Genomic DNA, 23,099 nt, shown 5'->3' with positions numbered 1-23,099 from the left:
GTGCGCTGCTCGGGGAAGCCCGAGGGGTCGAGCAGGTCGACCACCTTGCCCCCGCCGGGCGCGTCCGCGCCACGTACGTCGGCGCCGGTGGCGCGGGCCAGCCGGTCCAGGTCGGCCTGCTCGGCCGTGCGGAACGCCGGACCGATGAACCGGGACGTACGGCCGCGCCGGATCACCATGCAGGCCGGACCGGCGAAGGTGCCGCGCAGCCAGAGGCTGTCGGGTGTGCGCGCCGCGATCGAGAAGCCGAAGTCGCGGGCGAACACCTCGGCACGGTCCAGGTCCGGCTTCTCGAACTCCAGCCAGGCCAGATCGGCCACCTTGATCACGGGATTCCTGGAGCGCCCGGAGTGCTCGCCGCGCAGGGCACCCTGCTCACTGTGCAGGTCCTGATGGGCCGTTTTGAGATCGGTCGTGCTGCTCAGGGGGTCCGGCATGATGCCCTCCGTCGACTGATGCGGGGGTTCAGATGAGGGGAGTGACCGTCTGGTCGACGCCTGCCAGGACCTGTCCGAGCGCCTCGTAGCCGACGGTGCCGACGACGACGCCGTGCCGGGCGCCCGTGTTGGCGTCGCGCCAGATCCGCTGGAGCACGTTGGTCTCCGCGAAGCTCGCCGCGCCGTGGGCGGACATGAGGATGTCGAGGGCCCGGCCGACGTTTTCGGCCACGTACCCCACGTCCGCGCGCACGCGCGCCCTGACGAACATGTCGAGGTGTTCGGCGCGCTCTGCGGCCCGGTCGATGTCGTCGGCGGCACGGTAGGCGTGCAGGTGGGCGGTGTCGATCCGCATCGCCGCCTCGGCGAGCTGGAGCTGGAAGGCGGTCGAGTCCGCCTGCCGGCCGAAGAAGGTGTACGGGATCGCCTTGGACGCCGATTTCTCCCGCACCAGGCTCAACGCGGCCCGGGCCAGGCCGAGCTGCGGGCCGACAAGGACGAGCGCCAGCACGGAGCCGAGGTTCGACCGGTACAGGGCGCCACCTGGGTGGTGGTCGACGTTCCAGCCCGTCAGCCCCTGCGTCACCGACATCACCCGGTGCTCGGGCACGAAAACGTCCTCGGCCACGACGCAGTTGCTGCCGCTGCCCCGCATGCCCGTGGTGAACCAGGTGTCCTCCACCGTGAGATCACCGCGCGGTATGAGCGCCATGCCCTGATCGACGGTCTCCCCCGACGCATCGGTGATCGGGATCCCCACCCCGGCCCACGTCGCGTGCCAGGACCCCGAGGCGTAGTACCAGCGGCCGGTGATCCGCCAGCCGCCGGGGACCTTGCGGCTCTGTCCGGTCGGTGCCAGGACACCCGAGACGCGGGCCTCGGGGTCCGCACCGAAGATCTCCTCCTGTGCCTGCGCAGGGAAGAGCCCGACGGTGTAGGCGCCGGCGTTGAAGAGGGTGGTCACCCAGGCCGCGCCGCCGTCCGCCTCGGCGACCGCGGAGCAGACGTCCAGCCAGGTGCGGATCGGTGCCTCGTGTCCGCCGAAGCGCTTGGGCGCCCCGAGCCTGAACGCGCCCGCCTCGCCGAGGGCCGAGACGACCTCGTCGGCGAGGCGCCGGTCGGTGTCGCCCTGCGCGGCGTGCTTGCCGATCAAGGACTTCAACGCTGCGACCGACGCGACGAGTTCCTCGCTCGTCGGCGTCGGTGAGGGGGAGTCAGACGTGATCATGTGCGGCTCCATGCGGGTGGTGGGTGGTGGGTGGTCAGCGGGCGCAGGCGGCGATGGACTCGCTGAGCGACCATCGGGCCTGTGCGGGGGCTGGTACGGCCAGGGCGGAGTGCGTCCCGAAGGTGCGGTTGCCGTAGATGAGGGGTGGTTCGTCGGTGCGGTGGGCGTGGGTGATCAGGCCGAAGAGCAGGAGGTGGTCGCCGCCGCGCACGGTCTGTGCCACGTCGCAGACGAGCCAGCCCGCCGAGCCGACGAGCCAGGGCAGCCCCTGGTCGAGGCACCAGGGGGCGGTGGCGAAACGGTCGGCGCCCCGGCGGGCGAAGACCAGCGCCAGGTCCTCCTGGGACCGGCTCAGGACGTTCACCCCGAACCGGCCGGTCCGCCGGATCTTCGCCAGCAGGGTTGACGACTCGTCAAGGGCGACGCTGACCAGCGGCGGACGCAGGGACAGCGAGGCGAAGGCAGTGACGGTCGCCCCGTGCGGCACGCCGTCGTCGGTGGTGGTGACGACGGTGACCGGTGCGCAGACCGCGGCCATGAGATCCCTGAAGCGGCTCTCGCTCACCGCGGTCCCGTCGGCCGCGGTCCCGTCGGCGTCCCTGGGGTCCGGTCCGGTGGCGTCGGCTTGTGGCATGGCGTCCCCAATCAGCGACACTGCTGTTTGAGGAGATCGTCATCTTTGATCTGATCCGCGTCAAGGGTTTGGCCCCGGTTATTTGATTCATCTATCAGAACTGCGGATATTGCTAGGATCAAGGCATGTCGACATCAGCCCCGCCCAGCAACCGATTCGAACGACGCCGCGCCGCCACCCGGCAGGCACTCGTCCGGGCGGCCCGGCAGATCCTGGCCGAGTCCGGGGACGCCGGCGTGAGCATCCAGGCGATCGCGGAGCGCGCCGACGTCGGCTTCGGCTCCTTCTACAACCACTTCGAGTCCAAGACGGAGCTGTTCGACGCGGCGGTGACCGACGCCCTCGACGAGTACGGCGAGGCCGTCGACCAACTCCTGCACGGGATCGACGACCCCGCCGAACTCGTCGCCACGGGCCTGCGGCTCAGTATCAAGATGGCCGAGTCCCACCCCGAGATCATGGAGATCCTGCGTCACCGGGGACTCGGACAACTGCACTCCGACCGTGGCCTGGCCCCGCGTGCCCTCCGTGACCTGGAGCGCGGCGCGGCCTCGGGCCGCTTCGCCCTCCCCGACGTCGCCGTCGCGCTGTCCGCGCTGGGCGGCAGCCTGATGGCGCTGCTGGAGCTGCGATTCGCCAGGCCCGACATCGACGGCGACAAGGCGGCCGAGAACATGGCGGAGATGGCCCTGCGCATGCTGGGCGTTCCCTTCGACGAAGCGGGTAAGGTCGCCCGGCGGCCGCTGCCGGACCTCGACTGATGGGGCTCGCGCACCGGCGTTCATCGGCGGTCCCCAGTCCGGGCGAGGATGAGGTCCGCGGTGGATCAGCGGTTCCGCACCCGGCGAGGACCAGGTTCGTGGCGAGCCTTGTGTGAGTGGCCACGGCTCGCGGATCTGGCGGATCTGGCGGATCGCCAGGGTCGACACGGTGGGCCAGGCCGAAGGATGCGCCGGGCGCCGGGCGCCGTGCGCTGTGACGAAGTGCCGTGTGTGGCGCTGACACCGGAGCGATGACATCCGCTGACGCCCTCTACGGCCGGGCTGGCATGTCCGCCGCATGATCGAGGAAGCCGGACTCGGCCACGTCCTCTCGGTGCCGAAGCCACAGCGAGTCAAGTCGCCGACGGGCTGCCGGCGCATGGACCAGCTCATCAACGATGACTCCGAGGACTGCCCAGGAACGCCTCTCCTGCGGTGACTGAGCTGGACGCCAACCCGATGCTCGATTGCGTCCGGTATCGACGCGGCTCCCTGCCCCGCACGGGTGCGTCGGCCGGCCCTCGGAGCGTCCGCGCGTTCCGAGGGCTCCGTCGCCGTGGAGGTCAGGCTGCGGACGAGCCGGGCTTGAAGGTGACCGTGTGGCCGGAGAGGTGGGCGACGATTCCCTTGTCCGTGGTGCTGATCGTCTGCAGGTGCAGGCCTTCGGGGATGTTCTTCAACGGGAGCGGCTCCTCGAATTTCTGGTTCAGCAGGTTCTCCACGGGGGTGGGGAGTGCGCCTTGGCTGCCGCGGAAGTCCGAGAAGGCGATGCTGTTGTTCGCCGTGGCCGCGACGCGCATGCTGAGGGAGACCTGGATGCCCATGGGCAGTCCCACCGACACGTTGATCCGGCCCGCTCCGGTGCCCTGGCTGATCTGCACCCCCAGGGCGTCGGACAGGTCACTGTAGGACAGGAGCGCGGTCGCGTCGGCCGTGTCTGCCTGGGCCTCGGACTTGTCGCCGGAGGACTTCACATCATCGAGGTTGACGTCGAGTTCGGTGATGGGCACGGGACGCGAGCCGTCGGCGGGTATCCCGTGCGCGGCAATGTGTACGTGGTCCAGAGTGCCGTTGATCGCCTGTGTCACCACCGGGAAGCCGGAGATGGTGACCGACGGTTCCTTCGGGGTGTCCATGCCGCTCTTGAAGCCGTCGGCGATTTTGGACTCCATGTGCCATGCGACACCTCGGTCGATCCCGACGGCGACGAGGGGCAGCGCGATCAGGAAAGCGGCGGCGATCTTGACGGGGCGCCGACGTGCCCAGGACATACGGGGCCGACCCGTGCCGTCACCGTCCCGGGGCCCGCGCACGAGTCCGTTGGTATGGCCGGGCCGGGCCTTCGGGTCCTGGTCGGACTTGGGTCGGTACACGCTCGTTCTCCTTCGTCGAGGGCTGTGGCTGCCCGGGGGAAACGCGAATCACTGTGGGGTGCCCGGGGTGCCGCGGAGGTGGTGAACCCGCGCGGCGGCGAGGTCGCTGTCCGCCCCCGCCGTGAGCAGTCCTGCGGTCGCGGTGCTCGTGCCGCCGTCGGTCCGGATCCTGGCGTTGACCCTCGCCGGCAGTGCCAGGGTGTGCGCCTCCAGGGCCCTGTCGAGCGGGGCGGGTGGCAAGGTTGCGGATGGCGCCCTGCCGCTGACCACGGGGGGAGGATCTGAGTGACCGTGTCGGTCGGGCTGGTCTCTCCAGTGGCGGTGGCCCCGCCCATGGACGTCGGCCATGCCGCGCGGAAGCCACGCGCAGCCATGGCCGGTGACGCCCGTCAGATACCTGCCGAGTTGCCGGCGGGGGTGGCCGGGGTCTCGTCATGGCTTTCCGGCTGGGGGCCGGGGGCGGGGTGCCGCGTGTCGTGCGCGTGCTGGAGCCGTTCGCCCTCGATGTCGAGGTTGGGCAGCCGACGGTCCAGCCACTTCGGTATCCACCAGGCGGTGTGCCGGGTGAGCGCGAGGACGGCCGGGACGAAGGTCATCCGGATGAAGAACGCGTCGAGCAGGACGCCGGCGGCGAGCGCGAACGCGATCTGCTTGAGCATCGTGCTGTCGGAGCTGATGAAGGCGGCGAAGACCGAGATCATGATCAGGGCGGCGGCGGTGACGACCCGGCCGCTGTACCGTCCGCCGCTGAGGACCGCCCCGAGCGGGTTCCTGGCGTGGACGTAGTTTTCGCGCATCCGGGAGACCAGGAAGACCTCGTAGTCCATCGCGAGGCCGAACAGCACGGCCAGCAGGATGATCGGCAGGAAGCTGCTGACCGGGCCGGTGGCGTCCAGGCCGACCATGCTGAGGAGGTGGCCCTGCTGGAAGACGGTTACGACCGTGCCGAGCGTCGCGGCCATGGAGAACACGAAGCCGATGGCGGCCTTGAACGGAACGACCAGCGAGCGGAACACCAGAAGCAGCAGGAGCAGCGACAGGCCGATCACGACGGCGCCGAACGGAAGCAGTGCCGCGTTCAGTTTCGACGCGACGTCGATGCCCACGGCGGTGCTGCCGGAGACCTGGTAGGTGGCACCGGTCTCGCTTTCGAGTTTCGCCCGGTTGTCGCGGATGTCGTTGACGAGGGTCTCGGTGGTCTTGGCACTGGGCGCGCTTTTCGGGATGACCTGGATGAGCGCGGTCTGCGTGGCCTTGTTGGTCATGGGCTTGCCGACCGCGGCCACGTCAGACAGGTTGTCGATGGAATAGGCGATCTTCTTGACGGCCGTGGCGGGGTCGCTGCTGTTCTTGGTGTCGGCCAGTACGAGCAAGGGGCCGTTGAGGCCGGGGCCGAGCTTGTCGCTGATCTGGTCGTACGCGATGCGCTGCGGGGCCGTCGAGGCCGCGGTGCCGTTGTCGGGCAGTGCGAGGCGCATGTCGTGGGCGGGCCAGGCGAGCGCGCCGAGGGCCGCGACCACGGCCACCAGGGTCAGCAGCGGTTGGCGGGTGACCAGACGGAACCAGCGCTCAGCCATGTTGACGGCCTTGCCCTCGGCGGCACTCGGCTTGGAGTGCTTGGAATGCTTGGCGGCGTGCTCGGCGGCGCCCGCCTCGGCAGGCTCGACGGTGCCTCCGACGGCATGTTCGCGGCGCGCCGCGCGCGAGCCAGGCTTGGGGATCAGCCGCGTGCCCGCGAAGCCCAGGATCGCGGGCAGCAAGGTGGTCGCGATCAGCACGGCGACCAATACCGCTCCGGCGGCGCACAGGCCCATGGTGCTCAGGTAGGGGATGCCCACCACGGTCAGACCGACCATCGCGATGATCACGGTCACTCCCGCGAACACCACCGCGCTGCCCGCCGTGCCCACCGCCAGGGCGGCGGACTCCTCGGGATCCATGTCGTGCGCGAGTTGGTGACGGTGCCTGCTGACGATGAACAGGGCGTAGTCGATGCCGACCGCGAGGCCGATCATCAGCGCCAGGCTCTGCGCGGTCGAGGAGATCGAGAAGACCCCGGTGAGCGAGAGCATGCCGAAGGTCGTCGTGGCGACGCCGAGGAGCGCGGTGGCGATCGGGATCCCGGCGGTGAGCAGGGAGGTGAAGGCCAGGGTGAGGATGATCAGCGCGATACCGACGCCGATGATGTCGCTCGTGTGGTCCTGCGACGGCGCGTTGCCGAATGCGGACCCGCCGACGTGGGTCTGCATCCCGTGCCGGTCGGCGACGGCGTGGGCGGCGCTGGACTCAAGCTTGTCCAGCGCGTCCGAATCCAGGTCGCTCTGCGCGACCTTGTACAGGACCTGGGCCACGGCGGTGCTGCCGTCGGCTGACACCGTGCGGGACTGGAAGGGGCTGATGACCTTGATGACCTGCGGGGCGGACCGGGCGGCGTCCACGGCCGACTCGATCGCTGCGTGGTCGGCGGAATCGGTCACCTTGTGGCCCTTGGGCGCGGTGAACACGACTTGCGCGCTGGTGCCGGAGTAGGACGGGAAGTCGGTCTTCATCCGGTCCAGGGCCTGCTGGGACTCGGAACCCGGGATGGTGAAGCTGTTGTCGAGCTTGTCGGAGCCGCCGAAGACGATCATGCAGGACAGCGCCGCCGCGACCACAGCCAGCCAGGCCGCCAGTATGGATCGTCGATGGCGAAAGGCGAAGCGGCCGAGGCCGTGGAGGAACGTGGGCATAGGGGTTCCCTTGATCCTTGAGGGGAGTCCAAAGAACTGGCAGTCCTGCCACTTTAGCAAAGTGGCAGGACTGCCGAAATCGTTCCTCGGGTTGAGATACTGCGGGCGTGGAAACCTCAGCAGAACCAGGACGCAGGGAACAGAACAAGCGGCGCACCCATGACGCGCTGATCGAGGCGGCCTCGCGGTTGTTCCAGGAGAAGGGCTACGAGGCGACGACGGTGCGCGACATCGCCGCTGCCGCGGGGGTGGGCGAGCGCACCTTCTTCCGCTACTTCCCCTCCAAGGACAGCCTCATCCACCAGCGCATGCTGGAGCTCACCCCGGTCCTGGCCGACGAGATCAGGGCGCGCCCGGCACAGGAGCCGCCCCTGATGGCCCTGCGCAACGCACTCCAGGATCTGGGCCGCCATGACGAGATGGCGTTGGCCGTCTTCCTGACCGGGCGCCAGCAGCTCCCGAGCATCCCCGCCGGCCGGGGCGAGCGCCACCTCCTGTTCGAAGCGGAACAGGCCTTCGCGGACGCCTTCCTGGACCGCACGGCCGCACAGGGCGCGGACCCGGCGACCCTGGAAAGCCAGCTGCGAGCGACTGTCCTCGCCCGCGCCGGAGTGGGAGTTCTGCGCGCCGTCCAACTCGTCTACACCCGGCTGCCCGAGACCGTACGCAGCGGCATCGACCTGTCGGACTTCACCGACAAGGCTTTCGCCATGCTCTCGGAACCAGGCACCGCAGTCGGTGACTGAGTAGGTCGGGGACTGGCGCGGTGGCCCATGAGGCCCCGTTTCCGGCTCCCGCCCGTCAGATGAAGTGCATGAGCTTCTCGCGCACACTGTCAGGCCCCGGGTTTCGTGGAGAGTCGGTCAGCCGATTGTCTGGAGTGACGCTCCGGAGCGCTTCCCTGCCGCCTGGTCCACGGCCAGACGCGTTCGATGAGGCGCTGAGGCGCTCGACCCCACGGTTGCGTTCCAGGTCGCGACGGATGGTGTCCTCGCCGCGGGGCGTGGGGTGACGGCGACGAGTTCCTGCAGGAGGCGGTAGAGGAGCAGGCCGCGGAAGCGGTCGCGCCGCTCACGGTACGCGCCGTCGCTGCTGCGGGCCTCGTCGAGGGCGAGGACTTCGGAGCGCGGTATGCGCAGGGTTGTACTGCCGGCGGTGACGGTGAAGCCCGGTTCGTCGCCCTCGTAGGTCTGGTGGCGGGGACCGCGGGTAGCGCCTCCGGTCTGCGTCATCCGTCGGTGGCCGCGGCCGCGGAAATGGAGCCGCGGAGGCGATCTCGTCGAAGTAGTCCTCGACGACACGCTGGAGGCAGCGCAGCTGCCTCCCCAGGAGCACCTCGCCCGGGGCATCGGGCCGCGCCTCGAACCACTTCTTGGCCCGTGGGCTGGTCCACAACAGGACCACACGGTCGCCGACCGCGGGATCGCTGACGCCACGTCGTCCCACGGGATCGCTGACGCCACGTCGTCCCACGTACCGGGGATCGGGCTCGTCCTGTACGTCGATACGGTTGATGGCCGGCGATTCGTTGCCGAGACCGCCGTCGCATGACCTGGTGCTCGTCCGAGACCTGGAGCGGTTCCGAAACGGCGAGCCGTGACGCCATGCGGACCAACCTCACCGTCGCCGGCCTCGGCCACCACGGTTTCGACGGCGACACGCCGCGCTGACCGTCAGTCGCCGTCGCGCAGCCGACCGAGCCCCTCGAGGACGAGTTCCAGGCCGAAGGGGAACTCGTCCTCCAGCGGCACCGGAAGCCAGTCGGCCACCGCCGCGGTGGCGGGATACAGCGACGGGTCCGCGGCCCGGAAGACGGCGGACGCCCGGGCGTCGTCGCCGGGCCGCTCCGCGCCGTGATGCCCTCGGAGCTGTATTGCGAAGCCGAGCATGCAGCGGGACAGCATGGCGTACGCGTCGGCCGCCACCCGCGGCGGGAATCCGTCTGCGAGCAGGACGGCGACGCAGCGCTCCCGTACGGCCATCGCGTTCGGGCCGACGGGGATCCGCTCGACGAGCAGAGGCGCCACGTTCCCGTGCCGGCCCAGGGCGTCGAACATGGCCTGCGCCACCGTGCGGCACCCGGGCGGACACCGGTCGGCAAGCGTCCGCGCCGGCCGGCCGTACCACGCGGTACGGCGTTCTGGCTGGTGGCCCTGGCCTTCGCCGTGACGATGCTGGGCACCACCCTGCCGACCCCGCTGTACGTGCTCTGCCAGCACCGCCTGGGCTTCTCGACCCTCATGAGCACAGTGATCTTCGCCGCGTACGCGGTGGGGGTCCAAGTGGGGCGGTCGGGGCTTCTGATGCGCCCACCTCGTCGTCGGCTACGGCATGACACACCCGCGACGAGAAGGCCACCGGTCAGGGGGGACACTCGATGAGCTGTTCGGACCAGATCGTCTTGTCGTTCTGGCCATGGCGGCAGCCCCATCGCGCGCCGAGTTGGGCGACGAGGAACAGGCCGCGTCCTCCCTCGTCGGTAGTGCGGGCACGTCGGAGGCGGGGCTGGGTGCTGCTGGCGTCGGTGACCTCGCAGACCAGAACGTCGTGGCGAATCAGCCGCAGCTCCACCGGCGCACGACCGTAGCGCATGGCGTTCGTCACCAGTTCGCTGACGATGAGTTCGGTGGTGAAGAGGAGGTCGTCCAGGCCCCACATGGTGAGTTGGCGGGTTGCCCATCCTCGGGCCTCGGAGACGGCGGCCGGATCGGGTGGGATCTGCCAGTGTGCGGTGTCCTCCGCCGGGACGGTGCGGGTGCGGGCCAGCAGCAGGGTCGCGTCGTCGCGCGGCGCCTGCTCTGCCAGGTCGGCGAGGACAGCCCGGCCGGTTTCGTCCAGAGCGCGATCCGGACGGCAGGACGCGGCGAGCGCATCCGTCAGGTACCGGAGTCCTTGGTCGATGTCGTGGTCGCGCCGTTCGACCACGCCGTCGGTGCAGAGTGCGAGGACGCTGCCCGGCTCGATGTCGATCGTGGTGGTCTCGTAGGGCATGTCGCTGATGGAGAGTGGTGGCCCCGGTGCGATCCCGACGGTCTCTGCGGTCCCGTCGGGCCGGACCAGGACGGGTGGCGGGTGCCCGGCACTGGCGATGGCGCAGCGCCGGGTGACGGGGTCGTAGACCGCGTACAGGCATGTGGCGCCGACGACGTCGTGGTGGTCGGGTGGGGCCTCGGCCATGAGGCGCTGGACCTGGTCCGCGATCCGGGTGAGCATTTCGTCCGGTTCGAGTTCGAGGTCGGCGAGGGTCTGGATGGCGGTGCGCAGGCGGCCCATGGTGGCGGTCGCGGGCATGCCGTGGCCGACCACGTCTCCGGAGACAAGGGCCAGGCGAAGAGAGGGCAGAGCGATGGCGTCGTACCAGTCGCCGCGGATGTCCGCTCCGCCGCCTGCGGGCAGGTAGACGGCGGCGGTCTCGGCTGCCGGAGTGTCGGTCGTGGCCGGAGGAAGAAGGCTCTGCTGCAGCGCCACTGCCGCCCGGTGCTCGCGCGTGTAACGGCGGGCGTTGTCGATGGCGAGCGCGCCCGTCCAGGCGATCTGGGTGAGGAGATCCGCCTCGTCCTCGGTGAACGGGTCGGGTCGGCCGGTACGCCAGACCGATATGGCGCCGAGCGTGAGGCCGCGGGCGTACAGCGGTGCCACCATCACCGAATGGGCATCCTCCGGGACGAGATAGTCGACCAGCTGCGGGTCGCCGATCAGGGCAACGACGTCGGCACGGTCATGGGTGACTGCCTCGCCGGTCTGCAAGTTGATGGGGTGGTCCACCACGTAGGGGACGGGGTCGCCGTGCCGGATGCCGGCCGGCCAGACCGCCGTGGCCGGCGCATGGGCCGCGTGGCACAGACAGACACCTCCATCGCCCAGCTGCTTCGGGGGTTCGTCCCCGTCGAACACGCACTGCGAGAGGTCGACTGCGACGAGATCCCCGAAGGCGGGCACGAGTACGTCCGCCAGATCCTGCGCGGTGCGCAGGACATCCAGGGATCCTCCCACCTTCTCGGCCACCTTGCCGGCGAGGTCCAGATGACGGCGAGCGCGCATATGGTCGGTGTTGTCGATGTACAGGGCCACGACCCCCGTGGGGCGTCCTCGCGCGTCCTCCAGCCGGAAGGCGGACAGCGACAGCGCCTGCTGCCGCGCCGGATCGTGCCGCCAGCTCACTTCTTGGTTCCTGCGGATCAGCGGGACGCCCGTCTCGAGCACCTGGCGCAGTATTGCCTCGAGGTTCTCGGCGTCTTCGGCACGCAGCACGTCGCACAGCCGAGTGCCGGGCCGTACTTGATGGCCGTCGAGGGTGCCCAGCACGGCGTTCGTCTGCACAGTGGCGAGATCCGTGTCGTGCAGAGCGATCGTGATCCCGTCCTGTGAGGACAGTGCGCGCAGGAGTGCTGTGCCCTGCTGGTGGTCGGAGACGTGGTGTGCGGGTGCCGCCAGGACAAGGAACTCCGTGGAGCCTTCCACCGCAGAGGTCCGGAAGGCGACATCGATGGTGTCGCCGGACCGATGCCGCAGCCGTACCCGGCCGGATGCCGGCATCTCCGTGGACCTGTGCAGTTCGTCCGTGGGGTCGGCCACCAGGTCCTGCACGGGACGGCCGCAGACATCCTCGGCCGCGAACCCCGTCAGGTCCTTCGCCGCCCCGGTCCACCGGAGCACCGCGCCTCGATGGTCGACCACGGCGGCTGCCACGCCATCGCAGGCGTGCAACCTGTTGGGACGAGAACTGGACACGCGCATCATTGCTTGTGGATCACGTGCCGAGTCTGCGTGATCAAGATCGTTCATGCTGATTTGCCCACTTCCTTGTAGAAGGGCGGGGTGACGGGGGACGGGCGTCCGGTCCCGACCGGCTCACCTCTGGTTGCGCTCAGTGCCCTGCGTGCTGCAGTGGACTGCCGGCGCTCGGGCCTCCCTGAGCAACGACTGCGGAGGGCAGGTCCTGTTCGGCCCAGACGATCTTGCCGTCTCCTGCGCAGCGGGAGCCCCACCTGCGGGACAGCTGAGCGATGAGGAAGAGGCCGCGGCCGTTCTCGTCGAGGGTGCGCGGATGCCGCGGGCGTGGGTGGCTGGTGCTGGTGTCGGAGACTTCGCAGGTCAAAACCTGGTGCTGGATGAGCCGTAGGCGGATCGGCCCGCGGCCGTGGCGGATGGCGTTGGTGACGAGTTCACTGACGATCAGTTCCACGGTGGTCATGAGATGTCCCACCCCCCATTCGCTGAGCTGACGCGCGGCCAGGTGCCGAGCGGTGTGCACGGCGGCCGGCTCGTTGTGCAGATCCCAGGACGCGACCCGGGCCGGTTGGAGTGCGCGGGTTCGCGCAAGGAGCAAGGTGACGTCGTCGGAGTGTGCCTGGGCCGGCACGGTCTCCATGACTTCCGAGCACAGGTCTTCCAGGGACCGATCTGATTCTGATAGTGAAAGGGCGGCGTCCAGGCGGTGCAGGCCGACGTCGATGTCGTCGTCGCGGGACTCGACCAGGCCGTCGGTGTAGAACGCGAGCACACTTCCCTCGGGGAGTTCCACTTCCACGGACTCGAAGGCGGACAGACCGAGGCCGAGGCCGAGTGGGGCGCCGGCGGGCAGGTCGGGGAAGGTGACCTGGCCCTGCGGGTCGATGATCGCGGGCGGGGGGTGCCCGGCCCGCGCCATCGTGCACTGCCGGGTGATCGGGTCATAGACGGCGTACAGACAGGTGGCGCTCACCGCCGTGGCATCCTCGTCGGAACCGTCGGCGTCTTCGTCGTTCATCCGCCGGACGGTGTTGTCGAGGTGCGCCAGCAGTCCGTCTGGGGGCAGGTCAAGGTCCGCGAGCGTGCGCACGGCGGTGCGCAGCCTGCCCATGGTCACCGCGGCGTTGATGCCGTGTCCGACCACATCGCCGACGACAAGGCCCACCCGGGCGCCGGACAGCTCGATCACGTCGAACCAGTCACCCCCCACGCCGTGGTCCATGTCGGCCGGCACGTAGCGCGAGGCCACCTCGACGGCGGCGCCGCCTCGCACACGGTGGGGCAGCAGGTCGCGTTGGAGCGTGAGGGCGGCGGTGCGTTCGCGCGCGTACCGCAGGGCGTTGTCCAGGCTGAGCGCGGCCCGGGTGACGAGCTCCTCGGCGAGGAGCAGGTCGTCCTCCTGGAACGGCGTCGGCTCCTCGGAGCGGCCGAACACCGCCAGTCCCAGCACGCTGCGCCGCGCACGGATGGGCACGACCATCAACGAGTGGATGCCGCTGTCACGGACCTTCTGCGCCCGCACCGGATCGTTCTCGACCCAGGGGCCGGCATGGGTGTTCAGCACGGGTTCCAGGTAGGACCTGCCCGTCCGCAGTGCGGTGGCGAACGGCGAGGTCGGGACGAGGTGGATCACCTCCTCGCGCACCCACGGCAACTCCAGGACGCCCAGGTCGACGGAGGCCAGACCCGCCCGGCGCAGCAGCGGGGTGCGGCCGCCTGCCGTGCCGGTCTGTGCCGAGGGTTCCACGCCGAACGGAACCGACTCCGCCAGGTCGACGAGGGCGTGGTCGGCCAGCAGGGGCACGGTGAGGTCGGCCAGTTCCTGCCCGGTCCGCATGACGTCGAGGGTGCTGCCGATGCGCGTGCTGGCTTCGCTGAGGATGGCAAGACGCTCACGCGCCCGCCGGTTGCCGGTGACATCCACGGTCATGCAGCACACGCCCAGCGGGGTGCCGTCCGCGCCCTGGAGGCAGAAGAACGAGGACGAGAACGCATGTTCACGAGGCCTGTCCGCCGGTGGCCACGCCCGGAACTCGTGCACCATGGTGCTGCCGCTCTCCAGCACTTGCAGCATCACCACCTCGAGCGCTTCGGCCTCGACCGCGGGCAGCGAGTCCTTCAGACGGCGTCCGAACCGTTGATGACGAGGCACGCCGTCGTACCGCTCCGTGGCGTCGTTCGCCCAGACACAGCGCAGCTGCGGGTCACAAACGGCGATGCCGATCGGTGCGTGGGCGAGGAGCGACTCCCGCACCGGTCCGTTGACCGCCCCCGAGGACAGTGTGCCGATGTCGGTCACGGACACCAGCCACCGGGTGTCGGCGTCCTGCCCCCACAGCAACGAGACCCGCAGCGTCATGGTGAGCGTGTGTCCGTCGCGGTGGCGCACCTTCACGGTGCCGGACCAGCCACCCTCGGCACGGCACTGCTCGGCGACTGCACTAGCCCTCAGGGCGTCCTCGGAGGGCGGCAGCACGTGTGCGGCGGAGCGGCCCACCACCTCCGCGGCCGAGTACCCGACAAGCTGCTGAGCGGCCTGCGTCCACCCGACCACCGTCCCTTCCGCATCGATCATGGCTATCGCCGCGTCGGGTGTCTCGCTTTGGTTCACCGGCTCAGCGAGTGCCGTTTCTTCGGTATTCATAGCGGTTCATCCCTTCCGGTGGCGTAGGCGCCGGAGTGTTGGCCTTGTGCGGTGCGCCGGTCCGCAGGACGGCAGATCCAGCCAGGACCCACGACGGCCGACACGATCGGTGTCTGGCGGTAGCCGTGGTGGCAGGCGCCGGTGACGAACCAGGGCTCAAGGGGTGCTCTTTGTGAGGTCAGCCACCCCGTGCGCCCTATGCAGCGCCCGGCATATTCGGACTATTCCGTCAAGCGTGATGAAAGTATCACCAAAGGGGAAGAAAAAGTCAAGTTCGCCAATGTTGATCGATTGATCAGGGCGATTCGCGTCGCTGGGGGGGTGCGGCTCAGGCGCACGCGTAGCCGAGTCGCACCCCGAGATCATGCGGATCCTGTGCCACAGCGAGCTCGGCCGCATATGCGCCGGCCGCGGACTGGCTCCGCGCGCAAGAAGCGCGACGTGGAGCAGGGCATCGCCTCGGGCCGCTTCTCCGTCGCCGACCCGGTCATCGCCCTGACCGCGCTGAACGGCAGCCTGCTGGCGCTCTTGGAGCTGTGGTCGAACAAGCCCGAGGTCGACAGCGATCGAGCCGCAGGCGCAATGGCCGAGATGCTCCTGCACATGCTCGGCCTCTCCCCCGATGAGGCCCGCGATGTCGCCCGGCGTTCCCTTCCCCCTGCGGCGTGAGGAGACAGCAGCGGCGCGGCGCGGGGCGGAGTCCGAAGCTGCATGGGATGGCGGGGATGGCGGATGCGCTGGACGGGCAGGTGGCGGGGGCCGCGGAGCATGGCGTTCTGCCGGTGGGGGCGGAGGGTCTGGGACACGCGGCCGAGCGGCCGTGCTTCGCTCGTTGCGGCCCGTGGGTCGCGGGCTGGGTCTTTGCTTCGTCGTCCTGCTTTCAGGCCGGCCTTGCTCTTCAGGACTCCGTCGAGCCAGGACTGCCACGCCGCCGGCTGGCCCACCGGCCTGCTCTCCGGCACGGTGGGCAGGCAGCAGTGGCGCGTCATGGCCCCATCTGAGCGTCGCCCACGCCGAGGCGGGCATCTGGCCGATCGTCGGCGGCTTCGCAGCGGGCCTGCGTGGCCCCGCCTATCATGCAGAGAGGCGTACCGTGCAGAGAAGCGCACGCCTCCGCGAAGCGAGTGCGGCAGATGGTCAATGGCGAGGACCTGCAAGCCGCCGCCGTCCAGGAGCTGCTGGATCAGATAGTGGCCCGGACGGTGGCCGCTACGGGTGCGCACGCGGGAGCGTTCTTCCTGCTCGAGCCCGGCGGCGAAGTCCTGGTCCTGGACGCGAGCCTCGGGATGCCCACGGGGTTCGTCAGCCTGCTGCGACGTATACGGGTGGCTGCCATAACCGAGAGCCCGCTTGCCGAAGCGATACTCGAGCGGCATCTGGTGTGGGTCGGTTCCGGCGAAGAATTCGCCGGCCGATATCCCCGCCTGGCCCTGACCTTTCCCTTCCTGGGCGCCGTCGCGGCGACTCCGATCGTGGCAGGCTCCCGCGTGTGGGGCGCCATGCTGCTGGTGTTCTCTCCGAAGTCGCCGGCCCCGGACGCGCGCGCACGGGGCCGGTTCACCACCGCGGCCCGCTGCATTGCCGTGCTCCTGCGGGACGCCGCCGAGGCCGGGCACTGCGTGCAGCCCGGGCTCACGGCGCGTCTGCTGCCGCCGACGCCCGCGCATCCCTCGTCACCGGCTCACCCTCAGGCCGCGGCGGACTTCATAGCCGCTCTTCCCGAAGGGGCGTGCCGGCTCGACGTGCGGGGACGGATCACCTTCGCCGACCGCACTGCGGCCCACCTGCTGGGCGTGAGCATCCCGCACCTGCTGGGTGCACGCGTGTGGAAAGCCGTACCGTGGCTGGCTCCCGCGCCGTACCGACTGCGGTACCAGGTTGCCCTCGCGAGCCAGCTCCCGACCTCCTACACGGTGAAGCAGCCCCGTACCGGCAGAGAACTGCTCCTTCAGCTCTACCCGGACCGCACCGGTGTGAGCCTGCGCATCTCCGCTCCTGTCGGCGCTGCCCACAGCCGGGACGAACTGGCCCTCGGTACCGGTGCGGCGCCCGGCCCCGCCGACCTGGACGCCCACTACCACATCATGCAGCTCTCCGGCGGCCTGGCCGCGGCGGCGTCCGTCGACGAGGTCGTGGAGCAGGTGGCCGGTCACCTTCTGGTCGCCCTGCGCGCGCACGGCTTCGCGTTGCTGGTCGCGGAGGCCGGCCGGGTGCGGGTCGTCGGCCATCACGGCGTCAGCCCGGAGCTGGTCGAGCTCCTCGACCACGCCCCCCTCACTTCCGACCTCCCGCTCCCCGGGCTGACCACCGGCGCACCGGCCTGGGGGCTGACCGAGGGGGTGCCGTCCTTCTTCGCCGACCCGGACGAGCTGCGTGCGGCGTATCCCGAGAGTGCCTCCATCGACGCCGGTGTGAGCGCATGGGCATGGCTGCCCCTGATGGCCTCCGGACAGTACTTCGGGGTCTGCGTGGTCGGCTACCGGCAGCCCCGCTCCTTCTCGTTGCAGGAGCGTGCCACCCTCACCGCCATCGGTGCCCTGATCTCCCAGGCGCTGGACCGCGCCCGGCAGTACGACGCCAAACACCAGCTGGCGGAAGGCCTCCAGGCCGGCCTGCTGCCCCGTACGCTGCCGACGATGCACGGTCTGGACGTGGCCGCCCGATATCTGCCCGCCAGCCACGGCATGGAGGTGGGCGGCGACTTCTACGACCTCATCCGCCTGTCGGACACCGAGGCCGCCGCCGTCATCGCGGACGTGCAGGGCCACGGTGTCGGCGCCGCCGGCCTGATGGGCGAGTTGCGCACCGCGGTCCACGCCTACGCCGTCGCCAGCGCCACCTCAGGCGAAGTCCTCGCCCGTACCAACCACTTGTTCAACGAACTCGACCCCGGCCGGCTCGCCAGCTGCCTGTACGCGCACATCGATCCCGTCCGCCACAGCGCCCAACTGGCCACTGCCGGTCACTGCCCGCCCCTGCTGCGCCAACCCGACCTGCACACCGACATCCTGGCGGCACCGCCAGGCCCTCTGCTCGGCGTCGACCCCGCCGCGGAGTACCCCACCGCCGACATCCCTCTGTCTCCCGGGACACTTCTGCTCCTCTACACCGACGGACTCATCGAAACCCCCGGCACCGATCCCGAAACCGCCCTCACCGACCTCGCGGCCGTCCTCTCCAAAGCCACCGGGCCGCTGGACGACATCGTCGACACACTCCTTGCCCACGCCCAGCCATCAGGCGACCGTGCCGACGACACAGCCCTCCTGCTGCTGAAGGTCTATTGAGGCGTGCGCCGGCTCTGCCGCGACGGCCAGAAGGGCCGCTGTGTCGCGCGCCGGTGCTCCCTGAAGCACCAGCGGCGAGAGCCGGGAGCCTGTCTCCACCACGCGCCCCCGACGCGTACTCGCACGGCGTGGAGCGCCGAGTGCCGATCGGCAGGGCGGACAGCGGACGGGCAGGCGGACATCGCCGGAGGGCGACAGCCGGACCCGTGCCTTTGCAGGGGATCAGGCGCGGTTGAGCCCGTGGTCGGGGCCGAGAACGGCGACTGCCTTCTTGAACTCTTCGCCGACATCGTCGAGACGATCCCCTTCTGCGGGGTCGGCTGCTGCACTGATCGCCGCTATCGGACTGCGTCGGATGCCAACAGAGGCGTGGCCACGGCGAACGCGTCCGCGAACGTGACTCCGCGGTTGAAGGCGAGTCGGCAGGAGCGGATCTCCGGGAACTCGGCGAAGAATTGCCGGACCTCTTCCGCCTGCTCCGCACTGGCCGGCTCCAGGAGCCGGTACATCCCCTCGTCCGGGACGTTGGCGAGCAGCCGCATGGTCGGTGTAGACGAAGGCGTCCTCGACGCGCACCCCGACCAGGACGGTGCAGCCGAGGATCTTGCTCAACTCGGCCAGGATCTGGTGATCGAGAGACAACGCGGCCAGCTTGTTCACGCGCGCGGAGAGGATGAACGTCGGCAGACCAAGAAGGGTGCTGCCAGAGTGAGTTGGCGAGGCGCTGCCGCTGTCGGAGAGCCCGCCGGTGGCATGCGGGCCGCCGTTTCCGACGGCCTGCGCCATGGTCACTGCACCGGCACCGCGAACGCCGCCCGTTGTGGGCTGGAGTATTCGGCACGGCGCGTATTTTCCGTGGCTGCGGGTTTGCGACCATGAAATATAGGGCGAATAATGCTCCTTATGTGGGTTTGTCTAGGCGCACCTTGATCTTGATGCCGAGGCCATCGGATGTTGACCGCGGCCCTCGGGCCGTGACGCCCACCGGCTGTAAGCGTCCTGCGAAAGAACCGCCGGGGCGAACACGATCGGCCACGCGGGCGCTCAGCCGGGTGGCTCGGGTGAGGCAAGGGGTCCGCTGTGCAGCCGGGTTACCTGACCGAAAGGGCCTGACGGGCCTGATGACTGCGGCGGAGACGAATGACCGCGTCGATGGTCGCTGTGGGGCCGGAGACAGGACGGAAGGAGTCTGCCCATGCGGATCGTCGTGGACCTGAATCGCTGCCAGGGATACGCACAGTGCGTGTTTCTGGCCCACGAGGTCTTCAGACTGAGTGGTGACGAGACGCTCACCTACGAGCCGAATCCGGATGACGAGCAGCGCCTGCAGGTTCAGCGGGCCGCTGCGGCCTGCCCGGTGCAAGCGATCGTGATCGACCGGCTGGAAGGCGCGGAGCGGAGCGTGACGCCATGACCGTGCCCGCAATAGTCGCGGATATGGTGCGCGACTTCAGGACCAACGGCCGGATCGTCATCGTCGGCGCCTCCCTGGCGGGACTGCGGGCCGCTGAAGCCTTGCGTGAGGGAGGCTTCAGCGGGCCTCTGACCATCATCGGGGACGAGCCACATGAGCCCTACGACCGTCCTGCACTGTCCAAGCAGGTACTCAAAGGGTGGGTGCCGGCCGACCACACCAAGCTGCCCCGCTTGCGAGAAGTGGATGCGCAGTGGCGGCTGGGGGTGGCAGCCACCGGGCTGGACCGGGCAACCAAGCAGGTACGTCTGGCCGACGGCGAGCAGGTCCCGTACGACCGGGTGCTGATCGCCACGGGCACCCGCGCGCGCCAGTGGCCCAACCCGGCCGAAGCCGCCCTGGAGGGCGTGTACACGCTGCGCTCGTGTGATGATGCTGCGCGACTGCAACAGGCGCTGGCCGCGCGGCCGTCACGGGTCCTGATGATCGGTGCCGGGTTCATCGGCTCGGAGATGGCCTCTGTCTGCCGGGAACTCGATCTCCCGGTGACCGTCGCCGAGCGGGGCTCGGCGCCGCTGGTCGGCGCGCTCGGCGGGGTGATCGGCGAGATCGCGGCGCAGATGCAGCGCGACCATGGCGTGGACCTGCGCTGCGGGGTGGGCGTGTCGTCGCTGGAGGGCGACGCCGACGGGCACGTGCGGCGTGCTCGGTTCTCCGACGGGACCACCGTTGAAGCCGACGTGGTGGTGGCCTCGCTGGGGTCGATCCGCAATGTGGAGTGGCTGGAGGGCTCCGGGCTGGCGGCCGGTTTCTGGGGCGTCGGCTGCGACGCCGGCGGTCGGGCCTTCGACATCAACGGCGTGGTGACCGACAGCGTCTATGCGGCGGGGGACGTGGCGCGCTCACCCCACGTGCTGTACGAGTATCAGTTCCTCGCGATGGAGCACTGGGACAACGCCGTCCTCGGTGCCCAAGTCACGGCGCACAATATGGTGAACCTCGAGCCCCACTACCGCCCGCACCTGTTGCTGCCCGGCTTCTGGTCCGGCCAGTTCGGCGTCAATATCAAGTCCGTCGGCGTGCCGTCCTTCGGCGACGAGATCGTCTTCACGCAAGGATCGGTCGAGGAGCGCCGCTTCGCCGCCGCCTACGGCCGCCGAGGTCGCATCGTCGGCGCCGTCACCTTCAATCACGGCAAGTGGCTGGAGTACTACGGGCGGCTGATCGAGGAATCGGGTCCGTTCCCGCCCCCGCCACCGGGCTGGGACCGGCCCGACGACACCAAGCCGATACCCGCCCAGTTCCCGGAGCTGGGCGTCCCGACGGCGATACCCGAAGTCGTCCTGACCGGCCACGATCCGAGCGAGCGCAGTGCCGTGTTCCGGCCCCGACGCTGAAGCACCCGTTGCGACGAAGCGACCCACCGGACCGCGCACCCAGGAAGAAGAACACCATCATGGCCGAGGAAACGCCCTGGCAGCAGTCGCTCCGCTACGCCAACCGCGCCAACCCGTACCCCTTCTACGAAGAGCTGCGCAAGACCCCGGTGGCGCGCCAGCCGGACGGCTCGTACGTCGTCAGCACCTATCGGGAGGTCGTCCAGTTGCTGCACGACCTGCGCGTCACCTCGGATCCGAGGAAACGCCCCGAGCAGGATCAGCTCTTCAACCCCTTCGAGGGATCGATCATCAACGTGGACCCGCCCCAGCACGATGTGGATCGCCGCCGGATGATGCGGCACTTCGGCCCGCCCGAGTGCCCCCACATGATCGCTGACTTCGAGCCCGAGATCCGCCGCCTCACCGCCGAGCTGCTGGACCAGATGAAGGGCAAGGCCCGGATCGACCTCGTCGACGAGCTCGCCTTCCCGCTGCCCGCGACCATGATCTGCAAGGTCCTGGGCGTGCCGCTGGAGGCCATACCGCGTTTCCACGACTGGATCGAGACCGCCCTGGACGGGATCGATTTCGGCCCGGAGGCGAACGACCCGGAACAGCAGCGCCGGGCGCAGGGCGCCCCCGGTGCGGCTAAGGAGCTCCGGCAGTTCCTGGCCGACCTGCTTCACCAGTACACCGAGCAGCCCGGCCCGGGCATGTACTCGGCGATGGTCAACGACGACGGCCCCGAGGGGCGCTTGTCCCAGGACGTGATCATCAGCGATGCCCTGCTGCTGCTCTTCGCCGGGCACGAGACCTCGGTCAACCTGATCGCCCACGGCGTTCTCACCATGCTGCGCCACCCCCACGTCTACGAGCAGCTGCGCCACCAGCCGGAGCTGCTCGTGCCCGGGATCGAGGAGTTCCTGCGCCTGGAGTCGTCAGTCCAGATCTGGCACACCCGGGCAGCGCTCGAGGACATCGACATCGCCGGCACCACCATTCCGAAGGGCGCGCCCATCTTCATCGCCTACGGCTCGGCGAACCGCGACCCCGAACGATTCGAGAACCCCGACGAGCCACACATCGAACGCCCCGACAACCAGCACGTCGGCTTCAGCCAGAGCATCCACTACTGCTTCGGCGCGCCGCTCGCGCGGCTCGAGGTCCAGATCGCGCTCGGCGAGTTCCTCCGCCGCGTGCAGAACCCGCGGCTCGTCGAGGATCCGCCGCCGTATCGCCGTAACCAGATCTTCCGCGGCCCACGCCACGTCCTGCTCGACATCGACGGAATCCGCGACTGACCAGCTCGCGCAAAGGAATCGCCATGAGGGCTTTTCAACTGGTCGAGTGGCAACAACCACCCGAGCTGCGCGAGGTGCCGGTGCCCGAGCCCGGGGCGGGGCAGGTCCTGGTGAAGGTCGCGGGCGCCGGTGCCTGCCACTCCGATCTGCACATCATGCAGGCACCCGCACCTGGAGACAACACGAGGCTGCCCTTCACACTCGGCCATGAGAATGCGGGGTGGGTGGAGACGTTGGGACCGGGCGCCACCGGCTTTGCGCCCGGAGACCCGGTGATCGTCTACGGTCCCTGGGGCTGCGGACTGTGCGCCAACTGCCGGGAGGGACGGGAGAACTACTGCCAGAAGACCGCCGGTCTGGGCGGGGGCCTGGCCGGCCACGACGGCGGAATGGCCGAGTACCTGCTGGTCCCAGCGTCGCGATTCCTGATCCCGCTGGGCAGCCTCGATCCCCGAGAGGCGGCCCCGCTCAGCGACGCGGGGCTGACCAGCTATCACGCCGTCAAGCGGTCGCTGCATCTGCTGGGGCCGGGCTCGACCGCGGTGGTGATCGGGGCGGGTGGTCTGGGCCAGATGGCCGTCCAGATTCTGCGAGCGCTCAGCGCGGCGACCACCGTCGTCGCCGTGGACACCGACGCCGGCAAGCTGGAGACCGCCAAGCGCCTGGGTGCTGACGAGGCACTGCTTTCGGGCGACCAGGCGGTGACGCGCATCAAGGACATGACGCGGGGCCAGGGCGCTCAGCTCGTGCTGGACATGGTCGGCGTGGACCCGACTCTGCGGATGGCCGCTCAGGTGGCCCGGGTGCTTGGCCACCTGACCATCGTCGGTCTCGGCGGCGGTGCTCTCCCCGTCGACTTCTCGAGCCCCCAGCACGAATGCTCGGTCGCTTCCCCCTACTGGGGCTTCATCCCCGAACTCATCGAAGTGATCACTCTTGCCCAGCAGCAGAAGATCAAGATGCTGGTCGAGTACTTCCCCCTGGAACGCGCCGGCGATGCCTACCAGCTCCTGCACGACGGCAAGATCCAAGGACGCGCCGTCATCACCCCCCACGCGTGAGTACCCAGAGAGGTTGCCCACGAGCACGATCAGTGCGTTGCTCCCGGCCGCCGAGATCAACACCAAACGGCTGCTGACCGTGCTGCCGGCGGTCGCGATGACCGCCGTGTCCATGGTGCT

General features: G+C 69.6%; 20 protein-coding genes and 2 pseudogenes. 10 read left to right on the top strand and 12 right to left on the bottom strand.

Translation table 11 applies throughout. The features are described from left to right. Positions 1–11: 11 nt before the first annotated feature. From ABTY98_RS00110 to ABTY98_RS00100, 3 genes and pseudogenes are all read right to left on the bottom strand, one after another. A pseudogene (locus ABTY98_RS00110) lies at positions 12–437 on the bottom strand (VOC family protein); the annotation flags it as partial. Positions 438–465: 28 nt separating this feature from the next. Next, positions 466–1,665, bottom strand: a complete 1,200-nt coding sequence (locus ABTY98_RS00105; RefSeq protein WP_352218566.1) for an acyl-CoA dehydrogenase family protein — start codon at positions 1,663–1,665, stop codon at positions 466–468. Between the two features lie 34 nt (positions 1,666–1,699). Next, a complete protein-coding gene (locus tag ABTY98_RS00100) occupies positions 1,700–2,299 on the bottom strand; it encodes a flavin reductase family protein (RefSeq protein ID WP_352218565.1) in 600 nt (199 codons plus the stop codon). A 125-nt stretch (positions 2,300–2,424) separates the two neighbouring features. Here ABTY98_RS00100 and ABTY98_RS00095 point away from each other — a divergent pair, with 125 nt between their 5' ends. Then, entirely contained in the window at positions 2,425–3,060 is a 636-nt protein-coding gene (locus tag ABTY98_RS00095; RefSeq protein ID WP_352218564.1) for a TetR/AcrR family transcriptional regulator, read from the top strand. Positions 3,061–3,623: 563 nt separating this feature from the next. Here ABTY98_RS00095 and ABTY98_RS00090 read toward each other — a convergent pair. From ABTY98_RS00090 to ABTY98_RS00080, 3 genes are all read right to left on the bottom strand, one after another. Continuing rightward, positions 3,624–4,433, bottom strand: a complete 810-nt coding sequence (locus ABTY98_RS00090; protein ID WP_352218563.1) for an LmeA family phospholipid-binding protein — start codon at positions 4,431–4,433, stop codon at positions 3,624–3,626. A 48-nt stretch (positions 4,434–4,481) separates the two neighbouring features. Further along, positions 4,482–4,673 (bottom strand): hypothetical protein, encoded by a 192-nt coding sequence (locus ABTY98_RS00085; RefSeq protein ID WP_352218562.1) that lies wholly within the window; start codon positions 4,671–4,673, stop codon positions 4,482–4,484. A gap of 149 nt (positions 4,674–4,822) precedes the next feature. Continuing rightward, a complete protein-coding gene (locus ABTY98_RS00080) occupies positions 4,823–7,162 on the bottom strand; it encodes an MMPL family transporter (RefSeq protein ID WP_352218561.1) in 2,340 nt (779 codons plus the stop codon). 107 nt (positions 7,163–7,269) lie between these two features. On the opposite strand from ABTY98_RS00080, the gene ABTY98_RS00075 reads away from it, so the two are divergent. Further along, the gene (locus tag ABTY98_RS00075; RefSeq protein ID WP_352218560.1) at positions 7,270–7,908 is read left to right on the top strand and encodes a TetR/AcrR family transcriptional regulator; all 639 of its coding nucleotides are present in this window, start codon (positions 7,270–7,272) and stop codon (positions 7,906–7,908) included. A 117-nt stretch (positions 7,909–8,025) separates the two neighbouring features. On the opposite strand, the gene ABTY98_RS00070 is transcribed toward ABTY98_RS00075, so the two are convergent. Together ABTY98_RS00070 and ABTY98_RS42215 are read right to left on the bottom strand one after the other, a co-directional pair. Further along, positions 8,026–8,394: a hypothetical protein gene (locus tag ABTY98_RS00070; RefSeq protein ID WP_352218559.1), complete on the bottom strand. Its 369-nt coding sequence runs from the start codon at positions 8,392–8,394 to the stop codon at positions 8,026–8,028. Between the two features lie 49 nt (positions 8,395–8,443). After that, positions 8,444–8,608: pseudogene (locus ABTY98_RS42215) on the bottom strand (hypothetical protein); the annotation flags it as partial. A gap of 101 nt (positions 8,609–8,709) precedes the next feature. Between ABTY98_RS42215 and ABTY98_RS00065 the strand changes: the two are divergent. Next, complete coding sequence (locus ABTY98_RS00065) at positions 8,710–8,832, top strand: hypothetical protein (RefSeq protein ID WP_352218558.1); 123 nt, start codon at positions 8,710–8,712, stop codon at positions 8,830–8,832. Positions 8,833–8,835: 3 nt separating this feature from the next. On the opposite strand, the gene ABTY98_RS00060 is transcribed toward ABTY98_RS00065, so the two are convergent. The 3 genes from ABTY98_RS00060 to ABTY98_RS00045 all read right to left on the bottom strand — a co-directional run bounded on the left by ABTY98_RS00060 (position 8,836) and on the right by ABTY98_RS00045 (position 14,537). Then, positions 8,836–9,231 (bottom strand): TetR/AcrR family transcriptional regulator C-terminal domain-containing protein, encoded by a 396-nt coding sequence (locus tag ABTY98_RS00060; RefSeq protein ID WP_502994098.1) that lies wholly within the window; start codon positions 9,229–9,231, stop codon positions 8,836–8,838. A gap of 292 nt (positions 9,232–9,523) precedes the next feature. Further along, positions 9,524–11,902, bottom strand: a complete 2,379-nt coding sequence (locus ABTY98_RS00050; RefSeq protein WP_502994097.1) for an ATP-binding SpoIIE family protein phosphatase — start codon at positions 11,900–11,902, stop codon at positions 9,524–9,526. A gap of 127 nt (positions 11,903–12,029) precedes the next feature. After that, on the bottom strand, positions 12,030–14,537 hold the full coding sequence (locus tag ABTY98_RS00045; RefSeq protein ID WP_352218556.1) for a SpoIIE family protein phosphatase: 2,508 nt from the start codon (positions 14,535–14,537) through the stop codon (positions 12,030–12,032). A 441-nt stretch (positions 14,538–14,978) separates the two neighbouring features. Between ABTY98_RS00045 and ABTY98_RS42210 the strand changes: the two genes are divergently transcribed. Together ABTY98_RS42210 and ABTY98_RS00035 are read left to right on the top strand one after the other, a co-directional pair. After that, entirely contained in the window at positions 14,979–15,206 is a 228-nt protein-coding gene (locus tag ABTY98_RS42210) for a hypothetical protein (RefSeq protein ID WP_502994096.1), read from the top strand. A gap of 464 nt (positions 15,207–15,670) precedes the next feature. After that, positions 15,671–17,824, top strand: coding sequence for a SpoIIE family protein phosphatase (locus tag ABTY98_RS00035; protein WP_352218554.1), 2,154 nt, complete (start codon positions 15,671–15,673; stop codon positions 17,822–17,824). A 338-nt stretch (positions 17,825–18,162) separates the two neighbouring features. Here the strand turns inward: ABTY98_RS00035 and ABTY98_RS00030 are convergent, their stop codons facing one another. Next, on the bottom strand, positions 18,163–18,366 hold the full coding sequence (locus tag ABTY98_RS00030) for a hypothetical protein (protein ID WP_352218553.1): 204 nt from the start codon (positions 18,364–18,366) through the stop codon (positions 18,163–18,165). Here ABTY98_RS00030 and ABTY98_RS00025 point away from each other — a divergent pair. The 5 genes from ABTY98_RS00025 to ABTY98_RS00005 all read left to right on the top strand — a co-directional run bounded on the left by ABTY98_RS00025 (position 18,365) and on the right by ABTY98_RS00005 (position 22,979). After that, the gene (locus ABTY98_RS00025; RefSeq protein ID WP_352218552.1) at positions 18,365–18,703 is read left to right on the top strand and encodes a hypothetical protein; all 339 of its coding nucleotides are present in this window, start codon (positions 18,365–18,367) and stop codon (positions 18,701–18,703) included. The two genes, ABTY98_RS00030 and ABTY98_RS00025, sit on opposite strands and share 2 nt — an antisense overlap. 316 nt (positions 18,704–19,019) lie before the next feature. Beyond that, a complete protein-coding gene (locus ABTY98_RS00020) occupies positions 19,020–19,238 on the top strand; it encodes a ferredoxin (RefSeq protein ID WP_352218551.1) in 219 nt (72 codons plus the stop codon). Continuing rightward, the gene (locus tag ABTY98_RS00015; protein WP_352218550.1) at positions 19,235–20,635 is read left to right on the top strand and encodes an NAD(P)/FAD-dependent oxidoreductase; all 1,401 of its coding nucleotides are present in this window, start codon (positions 19,235–19,237) and stop codon (positions 20,633–20,635) included. The genes ABTY98_RS00020 and ABTY98_RS00015 overlap by 4 nt, the downstream gene beginning before the upstream one ends. Before the next feature lie 59 nt (positions 20,636–20,694). Beyond that, complete coding sequence (locus ABTY98_RS00010) at positions 20,695–21,918, top strand: cytochrome P450 (RefSeq protein ID WP_352218549.1); 1,224 nt, start codon at positions 20,695–20,697, stop codon at positions 21,916–21,918. Positions 21,919–21,941: 23 nt separating this feature from the next. After that, positions 21,942–22,979 carry an NAD(P)-dependent alcohol dehydrogenase gene (locus ABTY98_RS00005; protein ID WP_352218548.1) on the top strand — a complete coding sequence of 346 codons (1,038 nt, stop codon included), beginning with the start codon at positions 21,942–21,944 and terminating at the stop codon, positions 22,977–22,979. The last annotated feature ends 120 nt before the right edge of the window (positions 22,980–23,099 follow it).

The sequence above is a fragment of the Streptomyces sp. NPDC096040 genome (assembly GCF_040303265.1).
Classification (GTDB): Bacteria; Actinomycetota; Actinomycetes; order Streptomycetales; family Streptomycetaceae; genus Streptomyces.
This window is presented reverse-complemented; position numbering and strand designations above follow the sequence as displayed.

Coding starts and splice junctions, on each gene's coding strand:
- ABTY98_RS00105 (WP_352218566.1), bottom strand. CDS start 1,665: ATGATCACGTCTGACTCCCCCTCACCGACGCCGACGAGCGAGGAACTC.
- ABTY98_RS00100 (WP_352218565.1), bottom strand. CDS start 2,299: ATGCCACAAGCCGACGCCACCGGACCGGACCCCAGGGACGCCGACGGG.
- ABTY98_RS00095 (WP_352218564.1), top strand. CDS start 2,425: ATGTCGACATCAGCCCCGCCCAGCAACCGATTCGAACGACGCCGCGCC.
- ABTY98_RS00080 (WP_352218561.1), bottom strand. CDS start 7,162: ATGCCCACGTTCCTCCACGGCCTCGGCCGCTTCGCCTTTCGCCATCGA.
- ABTY98_RS00070 (WP_352218559.1), bottom strand. CDS start 8,394: ATGACGCAGACCGGAGGCGCTACCCGCGGTCCCCGCCACCAGACCTAC.
- ABTY98_RS00065 (WP_352218558.1), top strand. CDS start 8,710: ATGACCTGGTGCTCGTCCGAGACCTGGAGCGGTTCCGAAACGGCGAGC.
- ABTY98_RS00050 (WP_502994097.1), bottom strand. CDS start 11,902: ATGATGCGCGTGTCCAGTTCTCGTCCCAACAGGTTGCACGCCTGCGAT.
- ABTY98_RS00045 (WP_352218556.1), bottom strand. CDS start 14,537: ATGAATACCGAAGAAACGGCACTCGCTGAGCCGGTGAACCAAAGCGAG.
- ABTY98_RS00035 (WP_352218554.1), top strand. CDS start 15,671: ATGGTCAATGGCGAGGACCTGCAAGCCGCCGCCGTCCAGGAGCTGCTG.
- ABTY98_RS00025 (WP_352218552.1), top strand. CDS start 18,365: ATGGTCGGTGTAGACGAAGGCGTCCTCGACGCGCACCCCGACCAGGAC.
- ABTY98_RS00030 (WP_352218553.1), bottom strand. CDS start 18,366: ATGCGGCTGCTCGCCAACGTCCCGGACGAGGGGATGTACCGGCTCCTG.
- ABTY98_RS00020 (WP_352218551.1), top strand. CDS start 19,020: ATGCGGATCGTCGTGGACCTGAATCGCTGCCAGGGATACGCACAGTGC.
- ABTY98_RS00015 (WP_352218550.1), top strand. CDS start 19,235: ATGACCGTGCCCGCAATAGTCGCGGATATGGTGCGCGACTTCAGGACC.
- ABTY98_RS00010 (WP_352218549.1), top strand. CDS start 20,695: ATGGCCGAGGAAACGCCCTGGCAGCAGTCGCTCCGCTACGCCAACCGC.
- ABTY98_RS00005 (WP_352218548.1), top strand. CDS start 21,942: ATGAGGGCTTTTCAACTGGTCGAGTGGCAACAACCACCCGAGCTGCGC.